Annotated in this window: 21 protein-coding genes and 1 tRNA gene; 11 read left to right on the top strand and 11 right to left on the bottom strand. The window is 65.4% G+C overall.

Translation table 11 applies throughout. The annotated features are described in order from the left end of the window. Nucleotides 1-121: 121 nt before the first annotated feature. Together DVH29_RS08660 and DVH29_RS08655 are read left to right on the top strand one after the other, a co-directional pair. Nucleotides 122-1057 carry a sulfite exporter TauE/SafE family protein gene (locus DVH29_RS08660; RefSeq protein WP_114645779.1) on the top strand — a complete coding sequence of 312 codons (936 nt, stop codon included), beginning with the start codon at nucleotides 122-124 and terminating at the stop codon, nucleotides 1055-1057. Next, nucleotides 1054-1815: a TIGR02186 family protein gene (locus tag DVH29_RS08655; protein ID WP_114645778.1), complete on the top strand. Its 762-nt coding sequence runs from the start codon at nucleotides 1054-1056 to the stop codon at nucleotides 1813-1815. The genes DVH29_RS08660 and DVH29_RS08655 overlap by 4 nt, the downstream gene beginning before the upstream one ends. Here the strand turns inward: DVH29_RS08655 and DVH29_RS08650 are convergent. The 7 genes from DVH29_RS08650 to DVH29_RS08620 all read right to left on the bottom strand — a co-directional run bounded on the left by DVH29_RS08650 (nucleotide 1805) and on the right by DVH29_RS08620 (nucleotide 6669). Continuing rightward, nucleotides 1805-3523 carry a SulP family inorganic anion transporter gene (locus DVH29_RS08650; protein WP_114645777.1) on the bottom strand — a complete coding sequence of 573 codons (1719 nt, stop codon included), beginning with the start codon at nucleotides 3521-3523 and terminating at the stop codon, nucleotides 1805-1807. The genes DVH29_RS08655 and DVH29_RS08650 overlap by 11 nt on opposite strands. 10 nt (nucleotides 3524-3533) lie before the next feature. Continuing rightward, nucleotides 3534-3977 (bottom strand): YeeE/YedE family protein, encoded by a 444-nt coding sequence (locus tag DVH29_RS08645; RefSeq protein ID WP_114645776.1) that lies wholly within the window; start codon nucleotides 3975-3977, stop codon nucleotides 3534-3536. Further along, a complete protein-coding gene (locus tag DVH29_RS08640; protein ID WP_114645775.1) occupies nucleotides 3977-4405 on the bottom strand; it encodes a YeeE/YedE family protein in 429 nt (142 codons plus the stop codon). Before DVH29_RS08640 ends, DVH29_RS08645 begins: the two co-directional genes overlap by 1 nt. After that, nucleotides 4402-4743, bottom strand: coding sequence for an ArsR/SmtB family transcription factor (locus tag DVH29_RS08635; RefSeq protein WP_114645830.1), 342 nt, complete (start codon nucleotides 4741-4743; stop codon nucleotides 4402-4404). The genes DVH29_RS08640 and DVH29_RS08635 overlap by 4 nt, the downstream gene beginning before the upstream one ends. Nucleotides 4744-4748: 5 nt before the next feature. Beyond that, nucleotides 4749-5627, bottom strand: coding sequence for an MBL fold metallo-hydrolase (locus tag DVH29_RS08630; RefSeq protein ID WP_199562555.1), 879 nt, complete (start codon nucleotides 5625-5627; stop codon nucleotides 4749-4751). Between the two features lie 255 nt (nucleotides 5628-5882). After that, a tRNA-Ala gene (locus tag DVH29_RS08625) sits at nucleotides 5883-5958 on the bottom strand. Nucleotides 5959-6009: 51 nt separating this feature from the next. Continuing rightward, the gene (locus tag DVH29_RS08620) at nucleotides 6010-6669 is read right to left on the bottom strand and encodes a hypothetical protein (RefSeq protein ID WP_147276044.1); all 660 of its coding nucleotides are present in this window, start codon (nucleotides 6667-6669) and stop codon (nucleotides 6010-6012) included. Nucleotides 6670-7055: 386 nt separating this feature from the next. Between DVH29_RS08620 and DVH29_RS08615 the strand changes: the two genes are divergently transcribed. From DVH29_RS08615 to DVH29_RS08605, 3 genes are all read left to right on the top strand, one after another. After that, the gene (locus DVH29_RS08615) at nucleotides 7056-8240 is read left to right on the top strand and encodes a porin (RefSeq protein ID WP_114645772.1); all 1185 of its coding nucleotides are present in this window, start codon (nucleotides 7056-7058) and stop codon (nucleotides 8238-8240) included. 157 nt (nucleotides 8241-8397) lie between these two features. Further along, nucleotides 8398-9333, top strand: a complete 936-nt coding sequence (locus tag DVH29_RS08610; protein WP_158541610.1) for an OmpA family protein — start codon at nucleotides 8398-8400, stop codon at nucleotides 9331-9333. A 120-nt stretch (nucleotides 9334-9453) separates the two neighbouring features. Then, a complete protein-coding gene (locus tag DVH29_RS08605) occupies nucleotides 9454-9831 on the top strand; it encodes a helix-hairpin-helix domain-containing protein (RefSeq protein ID WP_114645770.1) in 378 nt (125 codons plus the stop codon). On the opposite strand, the gene DVH29_RS08600 is transcribed toward DVH29_RS08605, so the two are convergent. Continuing rightward, nucleotides 9828-10775, bottom strand: coding sequence for an alpha/beta fold hydrolase (locus DVH29_RS08600; RefSeq protein WP_114645769.1), 948 nt, complete (start codon nucleotides 10773-10775; stop codon nucleotides 9828-9830). The two genes, DVH29_RS08605 and DVH29_RS08600, sit on opposite strands and share 4 nt — an antisense overlap. A 131-nt stretch (nucleotides 10776-10906) precedes the next feature. On the opposite strand from DVH29_RS08600, the gene dapA reads away from it, so the two are divergent. Further along, nucleotides 10907-11785, top strand: coding sequence for a 4-hydroxy-tetrahydrodipicolinate synthase (dapA, locus tag DVH29_RS08595; RefSeq protein ID WP_114645768.1), 879 nt, complete (start codon nucleotides 10907-10909; stop codon nucleotides 11783-11785). A 13-nt stretch (nucleotides 11786-11798) separates the two neighbouring features. Continuing rightward, entirely contained in the window at nucleotides 11799-12275 is a 477-nt protein-coding gene (gene smpB, locus DVH29_RS08590; protein ID WP_114645767.1) for an SsrA-binding protein SmpB, read from the top strand. Nucleotides 12276-12295: 20 nt separating this feature from the next. Here the strand turns inward: smpB and DVH29_RS08585 are convergent, their stop codons facing one another. After that, entirely contained in the window at nucleotides 12296-13156 is an 861-nt protein-coding gene (locus DVH29_RS08585) for a helix-turn-helix domain-containing protein (RefSeq protein WP_114645766.1), read from the bottom strand. A 130-nt stretch (nucleotides 13157-13286) separates the two neighbouring features. Between DVH29_RS08585 and DVH29_RS08580 the strand changes: the two genes are divergently transcribed. Then, nucleotides 13287-14225: a phytanoyl-CoA dioxygenase family protein gene (locus tag DVH29_RS08580; RefSeq protein WP_114645765.1), complete on the top strand. Its 939-nt coding sequence runs from the start codon at nucleotides 13287-13289 to the stop codon at nucleotides 14223-14225. 15 nt (nucleotides 14226-14240) lie between these two features. On the opposite strand, the gene DVH29_RS08575 is transcribed toward DVH29_RS08580, so the two are convergent. After that, nucleotides 14241-14912, bottom strand: a complete 672-nt coding sequence (locus tag DVH29_RS08575) for a uracil-DNA glycosylase (RefSeq protein ID WP_114645764.1) — start codon at nucleotides 14910-14912, stop codon at nucleotides 14241-14243. Further along, nucleotides 14899-15465, bottom strand: coding sequence for a LabA-like NYN domain-containing protein (locus DVH29_RS08570; protein ID WP_114645763.1), 567 nt, complete (start codon nucleotides 15463-15465; stop codon nucleotides 14899-14901). The genes DVH29_RS08575 and DVH29_RS08570 overlap by 14 nt, the downstream gene beginning before the upstream one ends. Nucleotides 15466-15660: 195 nt before the next feature. On the opposite strand from DVH29_RS08570, the gene rpoZ reads away from it, so the two are divergent. From rpoZ to acpS, 3 genes are all read left to right on the top strand, one after another. Next, the gene (gene rpoZ, locus DVH29_RS08565; protein WP_114645762.1) at nucleotides 15661-16029 is read left to right on the top strand and encodes a DNA-directed RNA polymerase subunit omega; all 369 of its coding nucleotides are present in this window, start codon (nucleotides 15661-15663) and stop codon (nucleotides 16027-16029) included. 99 nt (nucleotides 16030-16128) lie between these two features. Further along, entirely contained in the window at nucleotides 16129-18423 is a 2295-nt protein-coding gene (locus DVH29_RS08560; protein ID WP_114645761.1) for a RelA/SpoT family protein, read from the top strand. Beyond that, on the top strand, nucleotides 18420-18839 hold the full coding sequence (gene acpS, locus DVH29_RS08555) for a holo-ACP synthase (RefSeq protein WP_114645760.1): 420 nt from the start codon (nucleotides 18420-18422) through the stop codon (nucleotides 18837-18839). Before DVH29_RS08560 ends, acpS begins: the two co-directional genes overlap by 4 nt. The last annotated feature ends 33 nt before the right edge of the window (nucleotides 18840-18872 follow it).

The following is an 18872-nucleotide window of genomic DNA, read 5'->3' as shown; positions in this document are numbered from 1 at the left end:
AAATGCAGCAATCGGGCGCGGTCATCCGGACGTGGCCCTAAAAGCGAAGATATGAAGTGGTTCGAATTCGTCGAGCCCCAGGCGGGGATTCGAGGAATTTTCGCCAACATTCCGTGGCCCCATGCCCATCTACCTGCCCATCGCTGAACTTTCGGTCGACCTGTTCTTCCTTATCGGAATCGGGGCGGCGATCGGGTTTATCTCCGGGCTGTTCGGGGTGGGCGGGGGATTCCTCCTGACCCCGCTGCTGCTGTTTTCCGGCGTGCCGGCCCCGGTGGCGGTGGCCTCGGTGACGGGCCAAGTGGTGGCGTCGTCCACCTCGGGGGCGATCTCGTATTTCCGGCGCGGCGCCATCGACCTCAAGCTCGGCGCCTATCTGGTCGGGGGCGGGATTCTCGGGTCCTTCGCCGGGGTGTGGATCTTCGGCCTGCTGCGCGCGCTGGGCCAGCTCGACCTGTTCATCTCATTGGGATATCTGATTTTCCTCGGTTCGATCGGCTCGCTGATGATGGCCGAGTCGGTGCGCTCGCTGCTCCGGTCGCGCAAGGCCGGCCCGCCGCCGCCGCGCCGCCTGCCGGGCCAGCATTCGCGGCTGCAGACCCTGCCGCTGCGGGTGCGCTTCAAGAAATCCAAGCTCTATATCTCGGTGCTGCCGGTGATGGGGATCGGCTTCGCCATCGGCATCATCGGCGCATTGCTGGGGATCGGCGGTGGCTTCATCCTCGTGCCGGCGCTGGTCTATATCCTGCGCGTCCCCGGTTCGGTGGTGATCGGCACCTCGCTGCTGCATCTTCTGGCGGTGATGGCAATGACCTGCATGCTGCACGCCATCCAGAGCCAGTCGGTAGATATCCTCCTCGCCTTCTGCCTGATGGTGGGCTCGGTGGCGGGGGCCCAGTTCGGCGCCTCGGCCGGCCAGCACCTCAAGGGCGACCAGTTGCGCGCCCTCCTGGCGCTGATCGTGCTCGGAGTGGCGTTGCGCTTCGCCCTCACCCTGTTCCTGCCGCCGGCCGATCCGTTCTCGATGAGCATTGTCGGCTTCGGAGAAGGCGCATGAGCCGCATCCTCCTCGCCCTCGCGACCATCGTGATCGTGGCCCTTGCCGGGCGCGCCGCCCTGGCGCAGGGCGTGGTGTTCGCCAATTCCGACCCGCTGGTCACCATCCATTCCAATTTCACCGGCCAGACCATGACCCTGTTCGGAAATGTCGAGGCCGGGCAGGGCGGGGTGCCCGCAACCGGGGCCTATGACATCATCGTCCTGGTGCGCGGCCCGGCCAGCGACCGCATCGTGCGCGGCAGGGAACGCCAGTTCGGCATCATGCTCAACACCAGCGAGGCGGTCTATCGCCGCCTGCCGGGCTATTACGCGGTGATTTCCTCGCGGCCGCTGGAAACCATCCTCGCCGAGACTGTCGATGCCGACCCCCAGCTCAGCCTCGCGGGTCTGGTGGCGCAGACGCGCCAGGGCGGCGCGGCGGACGATGGGCTCGACGCCGAACTGATCCGCCTGATGAGCGAAGCTGGCCTGTTCATCGAGAGCGGGCGCGGGGTGAGCTTTCTCTCCAACACCACCTTCGCCACGCGCCTGCCGCTGCCCTCGAGCGTCCCCAACGGGCTGTTCGTCGCCCGCGCCATCGTGGTGGCCAATGGCGAGATCGTTAGCGAGAACATCACCAGCTTTACCGTGCGCACCGAGGGGTTCGAGCGCTTCGTGGCGCGCGCGGCACGCAACAATCCCCTGCTCTACGGGCTGGCCACCGTGCTCCTCGCGCTCGCCACCGGATGGATGGGCGGGGTGCTGTTCAAGCGTTAGGCGACTTCCGGGAGAGCCGGGTGATCGCCTCGTGCTGGCTGAGGAACACCTCGCCGGTGAGGTTGGCGAGGAAATCCGAGCGCTTGAGCTTGTCCATGACCGGGCCCTTCACCTCGGTGAGGTGGAAGGCCAGCCCCATGTCCCGCAGCCTGTCATTGATCGCCTCGAGGCTTTCGAGCGCCGACATGTCGATGGCGTTGACCGCCGGGCACATGAGGATGACGTGGCGCAGCTCCGGATTGGCCCCCACGGCCGTGAGCACCACATCCTCGAGATAGCGGGCATTGGCGAAATAGAGGCTTTCGTCGACGCGGAGCGAGAGGATGGAGGGATCGGTCTCGACGGAATGGCGCCGCACATTGCGGAAATGCTCGCTGCCCGGCACGCGCCCCACCACCGCCATGTGCGGACGCGAGGTGCGGTAGAGAAAGACCAGGATCGAGGCGGCGACCCCGAGCGAAATCCCCATCTCGACCCCGAACACCAGCGTCACCGCAAGGGTGGTGGCGACGGCGATAAAATCGGCCCTGGAATAGGCGAAGGCCTTTTTGAGGATGGAGAAATCGACCAGCGCCAGAACGGCGACAACGATGGTTGCGGCCAGCGTCGCCTTGGGCAGGAGCGCGAGGAACGGAGTGAGCAGCAGCGTGGCGATGGCGATGCCCAGCGCGGTGAGGATGCCCGCCGCCGGGGTGGCGGCGCCGGCGTCGTGGTTGACCACCGAGCGGGCGAAGCCGCCGGTGACCGGATAGCCCGAGCCCAGCCCGGCCGCGATATTGGCGGCGCCGAGGCCGATCAGCTCCCGGTCGGGATCGATGCGCTCGCGCTTTTTCGCCGCGAGGGTCTGGGCGACCGAAACCGATTCGACAAAACCGACGATGGAGATGATGAAGGCCGGGCCGATCAGCGCGCCGACAAGGTCGAGCGAGAGATCGGGGATGGCGAGGAGCGGAATGCCCTGCGGCACGGCGCCCACCAGCGCCACGCCCTTGTCGCCCAGATCGAACAGGGCCGATGCGGCGATGGCGCCCAGGACCACCAGCGCCGGGGCGGCGCGCACCAGCACGGTGGCGAGCCCGGCCCCCATGCCCCAGCCAGTCAGCCTGCGTTTCATGTCCAGGCGCACCCAGACGAGGATAGCCAGCGAGCCGAAGCCGACGGCAATGGTATAGGGATTGAGGCCGGACAGCCCCGGCCACAGCGAGGCGAGCAGGTCGGGCATGGCATGCCCATGGCTGGCTATGCCCAAAAGGGCGCCGATCTGGCTGGTGGCGATGATGATTCCCGAGGCGGTGATGAAGCCCGAGATGACCGGATGGGAGAGGAAATTGGCGATGAAGCCCAGCCGGAACAGGCCCAGAAGCGTCAGCATGCCGCCCGAAAGCAGCGCCAGGACGATGGCGGCGCTGGCGTAATCGGCGGTGCCTTCGGCGGCGAGCCGCCCGACCGCCGCCGCCGTCATCAGCGAGATGACCGCCACCGGCCCCACCGCCAGCGAGGTGGAGGAGCCGAAAATCGCATAGGCGAGCAGCGGCAGGATGGAGGCGTAGAGCCCCACCTCCGGCGGCAGGCCGGCCAGCAGCGCATAGGCCAGCGATTGCGGAATCAGCATGATGGTGACGACCAGGGCCGCCACGGCATCGCGACCGAACTGGTCCCGGCTGTAGCGCCGGCCCCAGGCGAGGACGGGAAGATAGCGTGCGAGCATGGCGGTTCGCTCAGTTGGCGCGGGCCACGGCCCGTCCGGCGAGGAGCGGGCGCAGCGCGCGGGCCAGCGCGATGCCGGCCAGCATGGAAAGGACGAACACCACCGCATCGGCCTCGCCCAGCCCCAGGGCGGGAATGGCCCCGCCGGGGCAGAAGCCGGTGATGCCCCAGCCGATGCCGAAGATCGCCGAGCCGGCGACCAGCGGCCTGTCGATGCGGCGGCTGGTGGGCAGGTGGAAGGCGGCGTCGAGCAGCGGGGCGGGACGGCGGAGGACCAAGCGATAGCCCAGGGCGGTGACGGCGAGCGCGCCGCCCATGACAAAGGCGAGGGACGGGTCCCAGGTGCCGGCGAAATCAAAGAAATTGAGCACCTTGGCCGGATTGGCCATACCCGAAAGGGCGATGCCGGCGCCGAAGACAAGGCCGATCACGAGGGCCATGAGGATGTTGCGCATCAGACCAGTCCGATCATGTGGCGGGTGACGAAGACGGTGGCGGCGGTGCTGGCCATGAAGACCAGCGTGGCGACGATGGATCGCGGCGAGAGCCGCGCCATGCCACAGACGCCATGGCCGGAGGTGCAGCCCCCGCCAAAGCTCACCCCGACCCCGACGAGAAGGCCGCCGGCGATGAGCCAGCCCATGGGCATGGGGCTTTCAAAGCCGATGACATCGCCAAAGGCGATGACGATCACGGCCGGGGCAAGGATGGCCCCGGCGAGGAAGGCGGCGCGCCAGGCCCAGTCGGCGGCCAGGGGCGGGACGAGGCCGGACAGGATGCCGGTCATCCCGGCAATGCGCCCGTGAAAGGCCATCAGCAGCACGGCGGCGAGGCCGATCAGCGCGCCGCCGGCCAGCGAGGCGAGAGGGGTGAAAGTCGTCATGAAGGCTCCTTGGGGGACGCGCCGGGGGCGCAGAACAGGGCGTAGAGGGTGGCGACGAGGCGTTCGACGCGCGGATCGGCCAGCGAATAGAACACCTGCTTGCCCTCCTTGCGCCCCTTTATCAGCTTTGCGGCACGCAGTTCGGCGAGCTGCTGGGACAGGCCGGGCTGGCGCAGGCCGAGGCCGTCCTCGAGCTCGCGCACCGAGCGTTCGCCCTCGACCAGCGCGCAGCAGATCAGCAGCCGGTCGCGGTTGGCGAGCTTCTTGAGGAAGGCCGATGCTTCATCGACCTTTTCGGTGATCGGGAGGGCGCCGGGGGGAAGATCGGAACCGGGCATGCGGCTCACCAGACCGCGGTGGGAAGCGCGTCGAGGGGAATCTTGAGATAGCGCTTGCCGTTGGATTCGGGCTCGGGGAGCCGGCCGGCATTGGTGTTGACCTGCAAAGCGTGCAGGATCAGCTTGGGCATGGGAAGCGTCCTGTCGCGGGCCTCGCGGGCGGCGATGAAGGCTTCCGGCGTCGTGAGCGTGGCCATGTGGATATTGGTCGCCTTCTGCTCGGCGACGGTCGATTCCCATCGCGGTGCGCGCCCGCCGGGCTGGTAGTCATGGCCGGTGAAGATGCGGGTCTGGTCGGGAAGGGCGAGAATCGCCTGGATCGAATGCCACAACACTTGCGCGCTGCCGCCGGGAAAATCGGCCCGCGCTGTGCCGCTGTCGGGCATGAACAGGGTATCGTGGACGAAGGCGGCATCGCCGATGACATAGGTGATCGAGGCCAGCGTGTGGCCGGGCGAGAGCATGACCCTGGCATCGAGACCGCCGATGCGGAAGGTGTCGCCATCGGCGAACAGCCGGTCCCACTGGCGCCCATCGGCGGGCAGATCGGTGCGGTTATAAAGGCCGTTCCAGAGCTTTTGCACTTCGACCACCCGCTCGCCGATGGCGGTGGGCGCGCCGGTCCTGCCCTTGAGATAGTGGGCGGCGCTGAAATGGTCGGCATGGGGATGGGTATCGAGAATCCATTCGAGCCTGTAGCCCTTCTCGGCGATGTAGCCGAGCAGACGGTCGGCCTCGGTGGTGGCGGTGGACCCCGATTTCTCGTCGTAATCGAGCACCGGATCGATGATGGCGCAGGCCCCGGTTCCGGGGTCGGCCACCACATATTGGATGGAGAAGGTGCGGGGTTCGAAAAAGCCGGTGACTTCGGGTCTGGCGGTCATTGCGGGTCCTCGACGCTGGGGCGGGATGGGAATGACCGGACCTTATTTCATTCTATATTTTTTGCAATCATTTTTTTGATATTATAATTGCGCAACGATGGCGTGGCGGAGAGTGCCTGCGACGAGGGGGGCGAGGCAAGGCCGCCAAGGGCGGCCCGCGCGACGTTTCGCGCGCCCCATCGGAGCGCCAGAGAGCCGCATAGCGCGGTTTCGCGCGTCATGCGGCGAGCGGTACGGCGCGTGAGATGAAGGAAATGGTGGAGCTGATCGGGATCGAACCGACGACCTCGTCATTGCGAACGACGCGCTCTCCCAACTGAGCTACAGCCCCATTCCGGAACCGGTCATACTCCATTCGCTTGCCCGCTGAAAAGAGGGAAATTCACTCAATCGGCAGGGCGAGCGCGATGGCGCCGGGAAGCGTCTCGACGGGATCGAAGCCCAGATTGGCGCAATTGTCGGCGAAAAGCCCCACCCAGCCGGCGGCGAGGCGGTTGATATAGTCGACGCGGTTCTGCGGGCCGGCGATCTCGGCTGCTGCTGCGGCGGCGCGGGCGCGCGCGACGGCGGCCATGAAATCATCGTCGGCGAAGTAATTGCAGGCCGCCACGTCGATCGATTGCCAGGCCACCATGCCCACATCGATCACGTCGCGGGCCACCTGGCGGCCGAAATCCATATAGGTGGCGAGGCGCGGGTCGCCGCAGGCGATGGCCGCCGCTTCGCCGCGCAGGCCGGCCACCACATCGGCGGCGTCGGCGCTGCGGGCCGCGAACAGCCCGATGAGCTCGGAGAGGCGGATATCGGCCCCCACCGCTTCGAGCGGGGTGAGATAGTCCACCGAATCGTCGAACAGCGCGCAGCGCATGCTGAGGGTGCCGGCCACGACCAGGGCGTCGATATCGACCTGGAGCTGGTCGGGGGTCTCGGGCGCTTCTGGCGTCCCGGGGACCTCCTGGCCCAGCGCGCCGCAGGCCGAGCACAAGAGGACGACGCCTCCGAGCCAGTATTGCCTTGCCCCCGCCGCGCAACGTCCAGTCAATATACCGATCCCGATCTCTCTAAAGGCTCCGTCTGCATATAACACTATGATGCGTCAGGAACAGGCGGGACGTGCCGGCGGGGCAAAATTGGCCGCGGTCATACTTTATAAACCGTCTTCGCCACGAGTGTTAACGAGTGGTTTCCAGATGTGTGGATATTTTGCAACATTCCCTTTGCAACCCATGTGGCCGCCCCGCCGAGCGGCACAACGGATGTTGCGCCGGGGGCGGGCATCGCTAGAGTGAGTTTTGCGAATCCATGCATGGGATCGTTTGTCGGTCGCAGCGCGACGGCAACACACGACACCAAAATAATGTGGTCGCGTTTCGACAAACTGCCGGATAGCCCGGTAACAAACTGAATGACTGACTTTGGAGGTCAATTATGAAACTTAAGAGCCTTCTTCTGGGTTCTGCAGCCGTTCTGGCCCTGTCGACGGGTGCCCAGGCCGCTGATCCGATCGCGAGCTTCGTTTCGCTCGGCGTTTGCGATGCCTATGGCATCACCGGTCTGACCATCGAATCCGACGACACCTGCCTGAAGATCTCGGGCAACGTGTCCTACGAATACCGCATCACCCACTGGGACGGCCTCGGCACGTTCTATGACAACGGTGCCGGTGTTGAATGGCAGCTGCTGTTCGAAGCCACCACCCAGACCGATGCCGGCGCTGCCAAGGCCGTCCTGCGTCTGAACGACGTTCCGGGCACCCATGGCGGTGACGTCCGCATCGAGCGCGCCTTCGTTTCGTTCGGCGACACCACTGTGATCACCGCTGGCCGTATCGGCTCGCTGTTCGACACCGTGATCCTGACCAGCATCTATGGCTCGCGCCACGAAGATTTCATCGACTTCTGGAACTTCGATAACTCCGAGCCGGACAAGAGCTGGCTGGTCAACGAAGTTGCTACCGGTGGTACGGGCATTCAGGTCGAATCGCTGATCGCTGACGGTTTCAGCGTTCTCGTTGCGCTTGAAGACCTCGAGGATGACGGCACTGCCGGTCTGGCCATCGCTTACGACGCCAATGGCATCGAAGCTGAAGCCGGTATCCTGGTCGGCGACATCTACAACAACCTTGTTGCTGACCCGGTCAACTTCTACCTGCGCGCTTCGGCCGACTTCGACAACTTCACCGTTCGCGGTGGCTTCGTTGCCGACGACACCGGCTACTGGCTCGCCACGATCGGCGCCGACGCGACCTTCGACATGTTCTCGCTCAAGGTTGACGCGCTGTTTGACGAAGACGGTGATTGGGGCATCTTCGGTGAAGGTTCCTTCGCCGCGACCGATACCATCGACGTCTTTGTCGGTGCTGCTTACAACGATTGGGTTGGCGGTGCTTCCGACTTCACCGTCTATGGTGGTGCCGAGTTCGACGTGACCGAGACCATTTCGGCTCGTGCCCAGATCGGCTACATCGAATTCAACCCGGGCGGTGCCAACTTCGTCTACGGCGAACTCGGTGCTGTCTACGCTCCGGGCGGTGGCTTCGAAGCCGGTCTGGACCTGACCGCCACGACCGACGGCGACTACCAGCTGACCTTCACGACTTCGAAGAAGTTCTAAGATCGGCTTATCCAGTAATGGATGGGAAGGGCCCGCCTCGTGCGGGCCCTTTTCTTTTGGCCAATGCGGTCGCGTGTATTGGGGCGTGAGGGTAGACTTGGCCGATGATTCGGCGTCCCCGGGGATGCCTCCCGTTGCGTCAGAAAGGCAAGCCTGCATGGCGATGACCCGCACATTTGCCGCTTCGGCCGGCCTTGCCCTGGCGATAGCCCTGGCCAGCGCCCCCGCCTCTGGCCAGTTCCAGCAGCTCGATACCGGTGACGCATCTTTCGTCTGGCGCGCGGTCAAGGACGATGACGGGCTGCGCCTGGAGGGCAATGTGCCCTATGACTCGGTAGCGGCGGTGTTGCTGCAACATGGCGGAACCGGCACGTCCGAGGCGATGACCGTGGAATCCGGCGCGCCGCTCGGCTTTCTGCCCGACGCGCTGGCGGGACTCGACGCTTTGGAGCTTCTGGCCCGGGGCAGCGTGGCGTTCGAGGAGGGGAACTGGAGCCTCAGCGGCGAGATCGCCGATCCGGAGGGCGGAGAAAAGACCACCACGGCCCTCGCCGAACTGGGCGTCGCGGAGCCGCGTTGGAGCATCGCGATTTCAGGCGCGGAGACGGAGCCGGAGACGGCCGACGACCGGGTGCGCGTGCGCGAAGAAGGCGCAGGCGAGCCGGATGAGGCCGATGAGGTGGCGGTCATCTTGGAGGAGGACGACGCCGGGGACGCCATCGCCATCTGCCGCGAGCGGGCGGCGGCCTATATGAGCGAGCGGGCGGTGCTGTTCGCTTCTGGCAGCGCCAGGGTCAGCCCCGAAAGCCTGCCGGTGATCGAAGGCCTCGCCGATATCGTCTCGGTTTGCCCCGATGCGCCGATTTATGTAGAAGGGCATACGGACTCCGCCGGCCTGGCGGAGACAAATCTGGTGCTGTCGCTGTCGCGGGCCGAAGCGGTCGTGGATGCGCTGATCGACTATGGGATCGGGCCCGAGCGGCTCTATGCCGTGGGTTACGGCGCGAGCCTGCCGATCGCCCCCAACGATACGGCGGCCGGGCGGGCCCAGAACCGCAGGATCGTGTTCGCGTTCGAGGATATCGCGCGCTGAGGGGGTGAGATGGACATCGTTTTTCTGTTGCAGAGCTATTGGCCGTTTCTGGTCATCGCGCTGGTCATCGGCATCGCCACCGGCTGGTATGCCCAGTCCGACGGACAGTGAGGCCGGACCATGAACGCCACACCCCATATCATCCCCAGCGCCCTGCTGCTGCTCCTCGCCTTCCTCATCGGCTGCGTCATCGGCTATCTCCTCCGGCGCCTCCTCGCGCCGCACCGCCCGGCCAGCGTGACGGAGGCCCCCATGGCGGCGGAGCAGGCGGCGGAGCCCGAGGAGGATGTCCGCGACGACCTCAAGAAGATCAAGGGCATAGGGCCGAAGATGGAAGCACTGCTGCATGAAAACGGCATCTATCGCTTCAGCCAGATCGCCGAGTGGGATGCCGAGACGGTGGCCGAGATGAACGACCGCCTGTCCTTCGGCAACCGCATCGGCCGCGAGGAATGGGTGGCGCAGGCCGAGGAACTGAACAAGACGCCGCGTCCCTAGGCCTCCTCCGCCTCGGCGGGGAGCGGATGGCAGACCCCGCGCAGGAAGAGGGCCAGCGCGTCGCGCTCCTCGCCCTCCTCGAACAGGGCCGGACTGCCCTGACCGGATATGGTGAGCGTCGCCGCATCGGGGCGGCGGCGGATCATTTCGGTGAAGGTCGCGCGCCGCAACTGGTCGCTGAGCTGGGTCCGCACCAGCATCAGCGGGGCGTGATGCAGGCAATCGAACAGCTTCCATTGCGGCTCGAGGGCGTCGTCGAAATCGAACTGTTCGAGCTGGGCGACCAGCCGCCGGTCGAACAGCGGCGCGATGCGGCCGCGCGGGTCGATAGCGTAGTTGCGGGAGCTGAACTGGTCGAGCCGCGCCTCGGCCTCGCCGGGATAGTCGGCCGCGACGATGGTGCGCAGGGCCCGCCGCACCACCTCCTCGCCGCGCAGGCCATCCAGATGCTGGAAATTGCTGCGCTGGCGCACGAGGCTGCGGGAATCGGTCACCGGCCCGGAATCGATGAGCACGGTGCCGGCCACCGCGCCGGGGCGCTTGCGGGCGACGAGCATGGCGACCTGGCCCCCATGGCCTTCGCCGACCAGCACTGCCTGGGAGAGGTCGAGGGCATCGAGCAGGTCGAGCACCCGATCGGCATCGTCGGGGGTGGAGTAGGGGATATTGTCGGGCAGGGACTCGGACCGGCCACGCCCGGGCAGGTCGACGAGAATAAAGGCAAAGCCGGTTTCGGGCAGGCGGTTGACCGTCTGGGGCAGGCCGGCGAAATCGAGCATGGTGCGCAGATAGCCCGGAATGCAGACCACCGGGACGGTATCGTCGCCTAGCGTGCCGGCGATGTGGACGACCAGCGCCGTGCCCGCTGCGCCGGTGTTGAACGTGCGCATGGGCAGGCCGGCAAACGATGCGTCTTCGAGCTTTGGTGTTGCGCGTTTGAACATGATGCTTCATAGCACGCTCAAGTGGGCGTACAATCGCCCGCATGCGTCGTTACCGGTCTCGGGCCGGTGATGGCGGGCGAAAATTTGACACTGGCTGCCGGGCGCGCCGGCGGCACAATAGAGGACATAGCATGTTGAGTGGGTCGATCACGGCGTTGCTGACGCCGTTCCGGAATGGTGCCGTTGACGAGGACGCGCTGGCGCGTTTCGTCAAATGGCAGATCGACGAGGGCACCAACGGACTGGTGCCGGTGGGGACCACCGGGGAATCGCCGACCGTGAGCCATGAGGAGCATCGCCGGGTGATCGAGCTCACCATCGCGGTGGCGGAAAAGCGCGTGCCGGTGGTGGCGGGCGCGGGCTCCAATTCGACACGCGAGGCGATCCACCTGGCCCAGTTCGCCGAAGAGGCCGGGGCCGACGCCATCCTCACCATCGTGCCCTATTACAACAAGCCCAGCCAGGAGGGCCAGTTCCAGCATTTCGCGGCTATCGCCAGGGCCACCAGCCTGCCGGTGATCGTCTACAGCGTGCCGGGGCGCACGGTGGTGGACATCCAGGTCGATACGCTCAAGCGCCTGCGCGACGAGTGCCCCAATGTGATCGGCATCAAGGATGCGACGGCCGACATGGCCAAGGCGACCCAGACCCGCTCCATGATGGGCAGCGACTTCGTGATGCTCTCGGGCGAGGACATCACCGCGCTGGGCTTCAACGCCCATGGGGGCAAGGGCTGCATCTCGGTGACCGCCAATATCGCCCCGCGGCTGTGCTCGGAATTCCAGGCGGCCTGCCGGGCCGGGGACTATGCGACGGCGTTGTCCATCCAGGACCGGCTGGCGCCCCTGCACCGCGCCCTGTTCCTCGAGCCCAATCCGCAGGGCGCCAAATATGCCGCGGCGCGGCTGGGGCTGTTCGGCGAGGATATCCGCCTGCCGCTGGTGCCGGCCTCGGACGCCACGCGTGGCGCCATCGATGCGGCGCTGGTCCATGCCGGGCTGATCAACTGACTGAAGGACCGTAATGGCCAAGAAGGACAAGGGATTGGTGGAAACCGGCGTCGTGGCGGACAATCGCCGCGCCCGGTTCGACTATGAAATCCTCGACACGCTCGAGGCCGGCATCGTCCTGACCGGAACCGAGGTCAAGTCGCTGCGCAATGGCAAGGCGCAGATCGCCGAGGCCTATGTCTCGCCCGAGGGGGGCGAATTGTGGCTGATCAACGCCAATATCCCCGAATATGTGCAGGGCAACCGCTTCAACCATGACGAGAAGCGCCGGCGCAAGCTGCTGGTGTCGATCAAGGAGCTGGGCCAACTGATGCGCGGCGTCGAGCGGCAGGGCAACACCATCGTGCCGCTCAAGCTCTATTTCAACGAGCGCGGGCTGGCCAAGCTGACCATCGGGCTGGCCAAGGGACGCAAGAACTACGACAAGCGCGAAGTGCTCAAGGACCGCGACTGGTCGCGCGACAAGCAGCGGCTGCTCAAGCAGGGCTGAGCGGAAAGGGCCTTCGGGGCTCAGACCGGCTTGCGGAACAGGGCGCGATAGGCGCGCGGGGTCATGCCCCGCAGCGCCTTGAACTGGCGGTTGAAATTGGCCAGCGAGGGATAGCCGACCGCTTCGGCGATGAAGCCGATCGGCTCGGTGGTGGCCGAGAGGCGCGAGCACGCCTCGCCGATGCGCAGCCCCGCCACATATTCGGTGATGCTGGCCTGGGTTTGGCGCGTGAACATGCGGTGCAGGCCCGAAACGCTGAGCGCCGCCACCTCGGCAAGCTCGCCCATGCTGGTCGGCTCGGCATAGTGCCGATGGAGATGGGTGAGGACCCGGTCGAGCCGCGAACTCCGGCCCTCGATATGGCGCGGGACGGCGCGCGAAAGCGGGCGGGCGCTCTCGTCCCCGGCCAGATGCGCGAGGATCGCGAACAGCCCCAGCAGCCTTTGCAGCGGCGGCCGGTCGAACAAGGCCTGGAACTCGGCAGTGAGCGCCCGCCCGGTCTCGGGCGAAAAGGCGAGGCCGGCCAGCGAACGGTCGATGAGCTCCTTGACCGGCTGCAACTCCACCGAGCCGGCGATCATGGCCTCGATCCACGCCTTGCGAAACCACAGGACCAGGGCGACATGGGGCTCGGCCGCGTCGATCTTGCGGCGCGACGCCCAGGTGTGGGGAAGGTTGGGGCCGACCAGGACCAGATCCGCATGCCCATAACTGCCCACATGATCGCCGATGAAGCGCTGGCCCTCGGAATTGAGCGTCAGGGTCAGCTCGAACTCGGGATGATGGTGCCACTGGAAGGGAATGGCCTCTTCGAGCCGGCGGTTGAGCATGGTCCAGGACGCGGTGCTCGAATGGGGCAGGCGCTCGAGATAGGCTCGCATCAGGCGCTCTCCGATCAACAAACGCCATAATAGTATCAGTATTGGCCGGGCGAGTACAACACGCCGCGGCTGCAGCGCCTAATCTGGTCCGACCCGCTTTCGAGGGGAGACAGAGATATGGGAGAAGACAATGCAGACCGGAACCGCAGCCATGCGCGACAGCCATCCGACCACCACCGCCACCACCCAGCTCAAGGATATCGAGAAGACCTTGCCGCTGCGCGTGCTGTCGAAGGCCGATTGGGAACAGTGGACGACCAAGGGCTATGTCATTGTCCGTCAGGCGGTGCCGCTGGCCAATGTGGAACGGCTTGTCGACCTGCTCTGGGCATTTGACGAGAAGGACCCCGCCGATCCCTCCACCTGGTACGCGCCGCAGCGGCGCGAGCACAAGATGAAGGAATTGAACAATACCGGTATGCTGGAGATCTACAATCACCAGTATCTGTGGGACAACCGCCAGGAACGGCGCATCTATGACGTGTTCGTGGACATCTGGGACCGCGAGGACCTCTGGGTCACCATCGACCGGGCCAATCTCAACCCGCCGAAAAAAATCAAGGGCAATCCCAACGGGTTCATCCACTGGGATGTGGACACCTCGATCCGGCCGCTGCCCATCGGCGTCCAGGCCGTGCTGAGCCTGCAGAAACAGGACAGCGAGACGGGCGGCTTCCAGTGCGTGCCCTACCTCTTCGAGCATTTCGAGGAATGGGTGAAGACCCAGCCCGAGGACCGCGACCCGATGCATCCGGACATGACCGGGCAGAGCGTGGTCAATATCGATCTCGAGCCGGGCGACCTGATGGTCTTCAACTCGCTTCTTGCTCATGGAGTGCGCCCCAACCACTCGGACACCCGCGTGCGCATGGCGCAATATATCTCCATGCATCCGGCCGAATGGGACAATGAGGCCGAACGCCAGGAGCGTATCCGGCTGTGGCGCGAACGCGATCACCCCAGGCGCGACGCCTTTCCCGGCGATCCGCGCCAATGGGAAAAGCACAACGCCACGACGGCCAAGCTCAGCCCGCTGGGCGAAAAGCTGCTGGGCCTGACGCGCTGGTAAGCTAGGCCGTTTACCTTAGTGCCGCGCCCATTGGGCGGCGCGGCCCATGGCGGCTTCGAACATTTCGGGGGTGAGCCGCCCGGTATTGGTGTTGTAGCGCGAGCAGTGATAGCTGTCGACGAGCCGCCGTCCATCGCTGAGGACGTGCTCGGCCCCATGGGCGAAGGGGAAGGCGGCGCGGCGCTCGCCCAGCGTCGAGAGCAGGGATTCATGCGCGATGCGGCCCAGGGCGAAAAAGGTGCGGGCCTGGGGGTTGGTCCGGATGGTGGCGTCGAGAAAGCGGCGACAGGTGGCGATCTCCCCGCCGGTGGGCTTGTTCTGCGGCGGCACGCAGCGCACGGAATTGACGATCATCGTATCGACGAGCGCCAGCCCGTCAGCGGGATCGGCCCGGTATTCTCCCACCGCCAGCCCGAATTTCTTCAGCGTGGCATAGAGCAGGTCGCCGGCATAATCGCCGGTGAAGGGACGCCCGGTGCGGTTGGCCCCGCGCAGGCCGGGCGCGAGGCCGACGATCATCAGCCGGGGAGCGGCATCGCCCCAATTGTCGACCGGGCCATTGTGCCAGTCGGGAAATTGCTGCCGCGCCATGAGGCGGAATTCGACGAGGCGGGGACAGAGCGGGCAGTCATGCGGCGGATTGGGGGCGGTCACTGAGGTCTCGAGGGCAGAATCAACTCGTGACATCCTCTTTGGCCGCCGGATGGCGGTCAACCTGCGCCCGGCCCACCGATTTGGCGAGGGTGGCGATTTCGAGGAAATAATCGGCCTGCCGCCGCAGATCGTCGGCGATCATCGGGGTGGGGGTGGTGAGGGTGGAGGCCACGGTCACTTTCTTGCCCCGCCGCTGCAGGGCCCCGACCAGGGCGGTGAAATCCCCGTCGCCGGAAAACAGCACCAGATGGTCGTAATAGGGCGACATCTCGAAGGCATCGATGGTGAGCTCGATATCCATATTGCCCTTCACCTTGCGCCGCCCCTGCGCATCGGTGAATTCCTTGGCCGGCTTGGTCACCACCGTGTAACCATTATAGTCGAGCCAGTCGATCAGCGGGCGGATGGAAGAATATTCCTGATCCTCGACGAGGGCGGTATAGTAATAGGCGCGCAGAAGATACGCCTGTTCCTGGAACTGGCTGAGCAATCTCTTGTAGTCTATATCGACTCCCAGAGCGCGGGAGGTCGCGTAAAGGTTGGCGCCATCGATGAACAGCACGACCTTTTCCCGTGGATCGAACATTAGCGGTAAAAGCTCCAAATCAAATCGGTTCGTCGAAAAATATGCGCAAGCGTATTGGACTCAACGCGGGAGGAGAGCAAGAGGTTCAATGCTGCCGTAAAATTGATCGCCCTCCCGGCCCAAGGCGCCGCTTGTGTTCGCGGCCCGGCTGGTGTAAGCAAGCCCCTCACTCCCCCTGAGCAATGGAGACCGGCTGTGGCACGCGTCACCGTAGAAGATTGCATTGAAAAGATTCCGAACCGGTTCGAGCTGGTTCTGCAGGCCGCGCATCGCGCCCGCATGATCTCGTCCGGCGCCCAGATCACCGTCGACCGCGACAACGACAAGAACCCGGTCGTCGCCCTGCGCGAGATCGGCGACGGCACGATTTCTCCCGACGACCTCAAGGAAGACCTGATCCATTCCTTGCAGAAATATGTCGAGGTCGACGAGCCCGAGGCCGATATCGCGCCGCGGATCGAAACCGCCTCGGACGAGGACGGCCCGGTCTTCGATACGATCAGCGAGGAAGAATTGCTGCGCGGCATCGAATCCCTGGCGCCCCCCGAACGTCGCGACGATTGATCGGCCCGGGGCTTTCCCTATATTGTTTCGTGAAGGCGTCTGGCGGCCGGCCGGGCGCCTTTACTGATTTATGGTTCCGTATCCTGGAGTATCCGACGCATGATGCGTCAATACGAACTCGTCGAACGGGTTCTGGCTTATAATCCCGACGCCGACGAGGCCTTGCTCAACAAGGCCTATGTCTACGGCATGCAGAAACACGGATCCCAGACCCGCGCTTCGGGCGATCCCTATTTTGCCCATCCGCTGGAAGTGGCGGCCATCCTCACCGATCTCAAGCTCGACGACGCGACCATCGCGGTGGCGCTGCTGCATGATACGATAGAGGACACCGACGCCACCCGCGCCGAGATCGACGAGATGTTCGGCACCGAAATCGGCCAGATCGTCGACGGGCTGACCAAGATCGACCGGCTCAACCTCGTGAGCCGGGAAGAGGCGCAGGCCGAGAACCTGCGCAAGCTGCTGCTGGCCATCGCCCAGGACGTGCGGGTGCTGCTGGTCAAGCTCGCCGACCGGCTGCACAATATGCGCACCCTCGAATTCATGCCGGTGCACAAGCGCGGCCGCATCGCGCAGGAAACCATGGATATCTATGCGCCGCTGGCCGGGCGCATGGGCATGCAGGACATGCGCAGCGAGCTCGAGGACCTGGCGTTCAAGACGCTCTATCCCGAGCATTACAACGCCATCACCTCGCGCCTGGCGCAGATGGAGACCTCGAGCCGCGACGTGATCGCGGAAATCCGCAGCGAGCTGGAAAGCCACCTCACCGCCCAGGGGATCAGGGCCAAGGTGTCCTGGCGGCTGAAATCGGCCTGGTCGATCTATTCCAAGATCGAGCGCAAGGCGGTGGCCCTCGAACAGCTCTCCGACATGATCGGCTTCCGCGTGGTGGTCGACACCATCGACGAATGCTATCGCACGCTGGGGGTGATCCATACCAATTGGAAGGTCGTGCCCGGGCGGTTCAAGGACTATATCTCGGTCCCCAAGCAGAACGATTACCGCTCCATCCACACCACCATAGTGGGGCCGGGGCGCCAGCGCGTGGAACTGCAGATCCGCACCCAGGAAATGCAGGCTATCGCCGAATTCGGCATCGCGGCGCATCAGCTCTACAAGGAAGCCATCTCGGGCGACATGCACCGGCTCGAGGAGGAAAGCCAAGCCTATAACTGGCTGCGCACCACCATCGCCCACCTCACCGAAGGCGACAATCCCGAAGAGTTCATCGAGCACACCAAGCTCGAACTGTTCCAGGACCAGGTGTTCTGCTTCACCCCGCGCGGGCGGCTGATCGCGCTGCCGCGCGGCGCCACGCCGATCGATTTCGCCTATGCGGTCCACACCGATGTCGGCGACAGCTGCGTGGGCTGCAAGATCAACGGCACCGTGATGCCGCTGATCACGACGCTGCATTCGGGCGACGAGGTGGAGATCCTGCGCGACGCCGGCCATCTGCCGCCGCCCAATTGGGAAAATATCGCCGTGACCGGCAAGGCGCGTTCGGCCATCCGCCGCGCGGTGCGCCAGGGCGCCCTGCAACGGGCCATCGCGCTGGGCGAGCAGGTGCTGATGGCGGTGGTCGAGCGCGAGGACATCAGCCTCAGCGAGGACGATATCAAGGCGCTTGCCGAGCGGCTGTCCATGCCCGACAAGACGGCGCTCCTCGCCGCCATCGGCGAAGGGCGGATCACCGCCGACGAGGTGACCGGGGAGGCGACTTCGCTCAAGGGCAAGCGCCGGCGCAAGGGCGCTCTCACCCTGCCGGTGGGGGACGATGCCGAGGGCTGGTTCTCCCTGCGCAACGGGCGGTATTTCCGCTTCCGCATGCCCGGCGGGCAGCGCAGCGCCATCAAGAAATTCGCCACCATGGTAGGGTTCGACTTCAACATGCCCGTCGACGTCTCGCGCGAGGGCGTGGTGCCCGGCGACCGGCTGGTGGCGATCTTCCACCCCTCGGGCCGCATGGAGGTGTTCCCGGTGGAATCCGAAGCGCTGGCCGATTTCCACGACAAGGATGTGGGCTGGATCGACGTGCGGTGGGATTTGAAGGGCGAGTCCGAGCCGCGCTTCAAGGTGATCATCGCCATGTATTCGCAGAACCGCCCCGGATCGCTGGCCCAGATCACCGGCGCCATCGCGGCCTGCGACGCCAATATCTCCAACCTCGCCATGCGGGCCCTGGCCGCGGATTCGCACGAATTGATCTTCGAGCTCGAAGTGCGCGACCTGGCGCAGCTGACCGACGTGCTGGCCACGCTGCGCCGCACGCCGGGCCTCTCGCGCGTGCAGCGGGCCAGCCTCATCCAGGCCAATGCCATATTGGGCATGGAAGGGGCGTTCGGGAGCGATCCGCAGGAGATGGAACTGATCGAGGAGAGCGCATGATCATCGGGCTGGGCAACGATATTTGCGAGATCGCGCATGTGCAGCGCACGCTGGACCGGTTCGGGGAGCGGTTCACCCAGAGGTGCTTCACGGAGATCGAGCGGGCCAAATCGGACCGCCGCCGCTTGCGGGCCGCCTCCTACGCCAAGCGCTTCGCGGCCAAGGAAGCCTGCGCCAAGGCGCTGGGCACCGGGCTGTCGCACGGGGTCTTCTGGCGCGACATGGGAGTGGTCAACCTGCCCAGCGGCAAGCCGACCATGCGGCTGACCGGCGGCGCGGCGCGGCGGCTGGCGCAATTGGTGCCGGCAGGATACGCTCCCCATATTCACGTCACGATCACCGATGATAACGGGATGGCCCAGGCATTCGTCATCATCGAGGCCCTGCCGGTTGACCCGGCAACACCCCTCCCGTAACAACCTTTGCGAACCTTTCAATCATGAGCACCC

The organism is Pelagibacterium lacus (assembly GCF_003345525.1).
Lineage (GTDB): Bacteria > Pseudomonadota > Alphaproteobacteria > Rhizobiales > Devosiaceae > Pelagibacterium > Pelagibacterium lacus.
The sequence above is the reverse complement of the archived record's forward strand: the minus strand, read 5'-3'. Positions and strand labels throughout refer to the sequence as shown.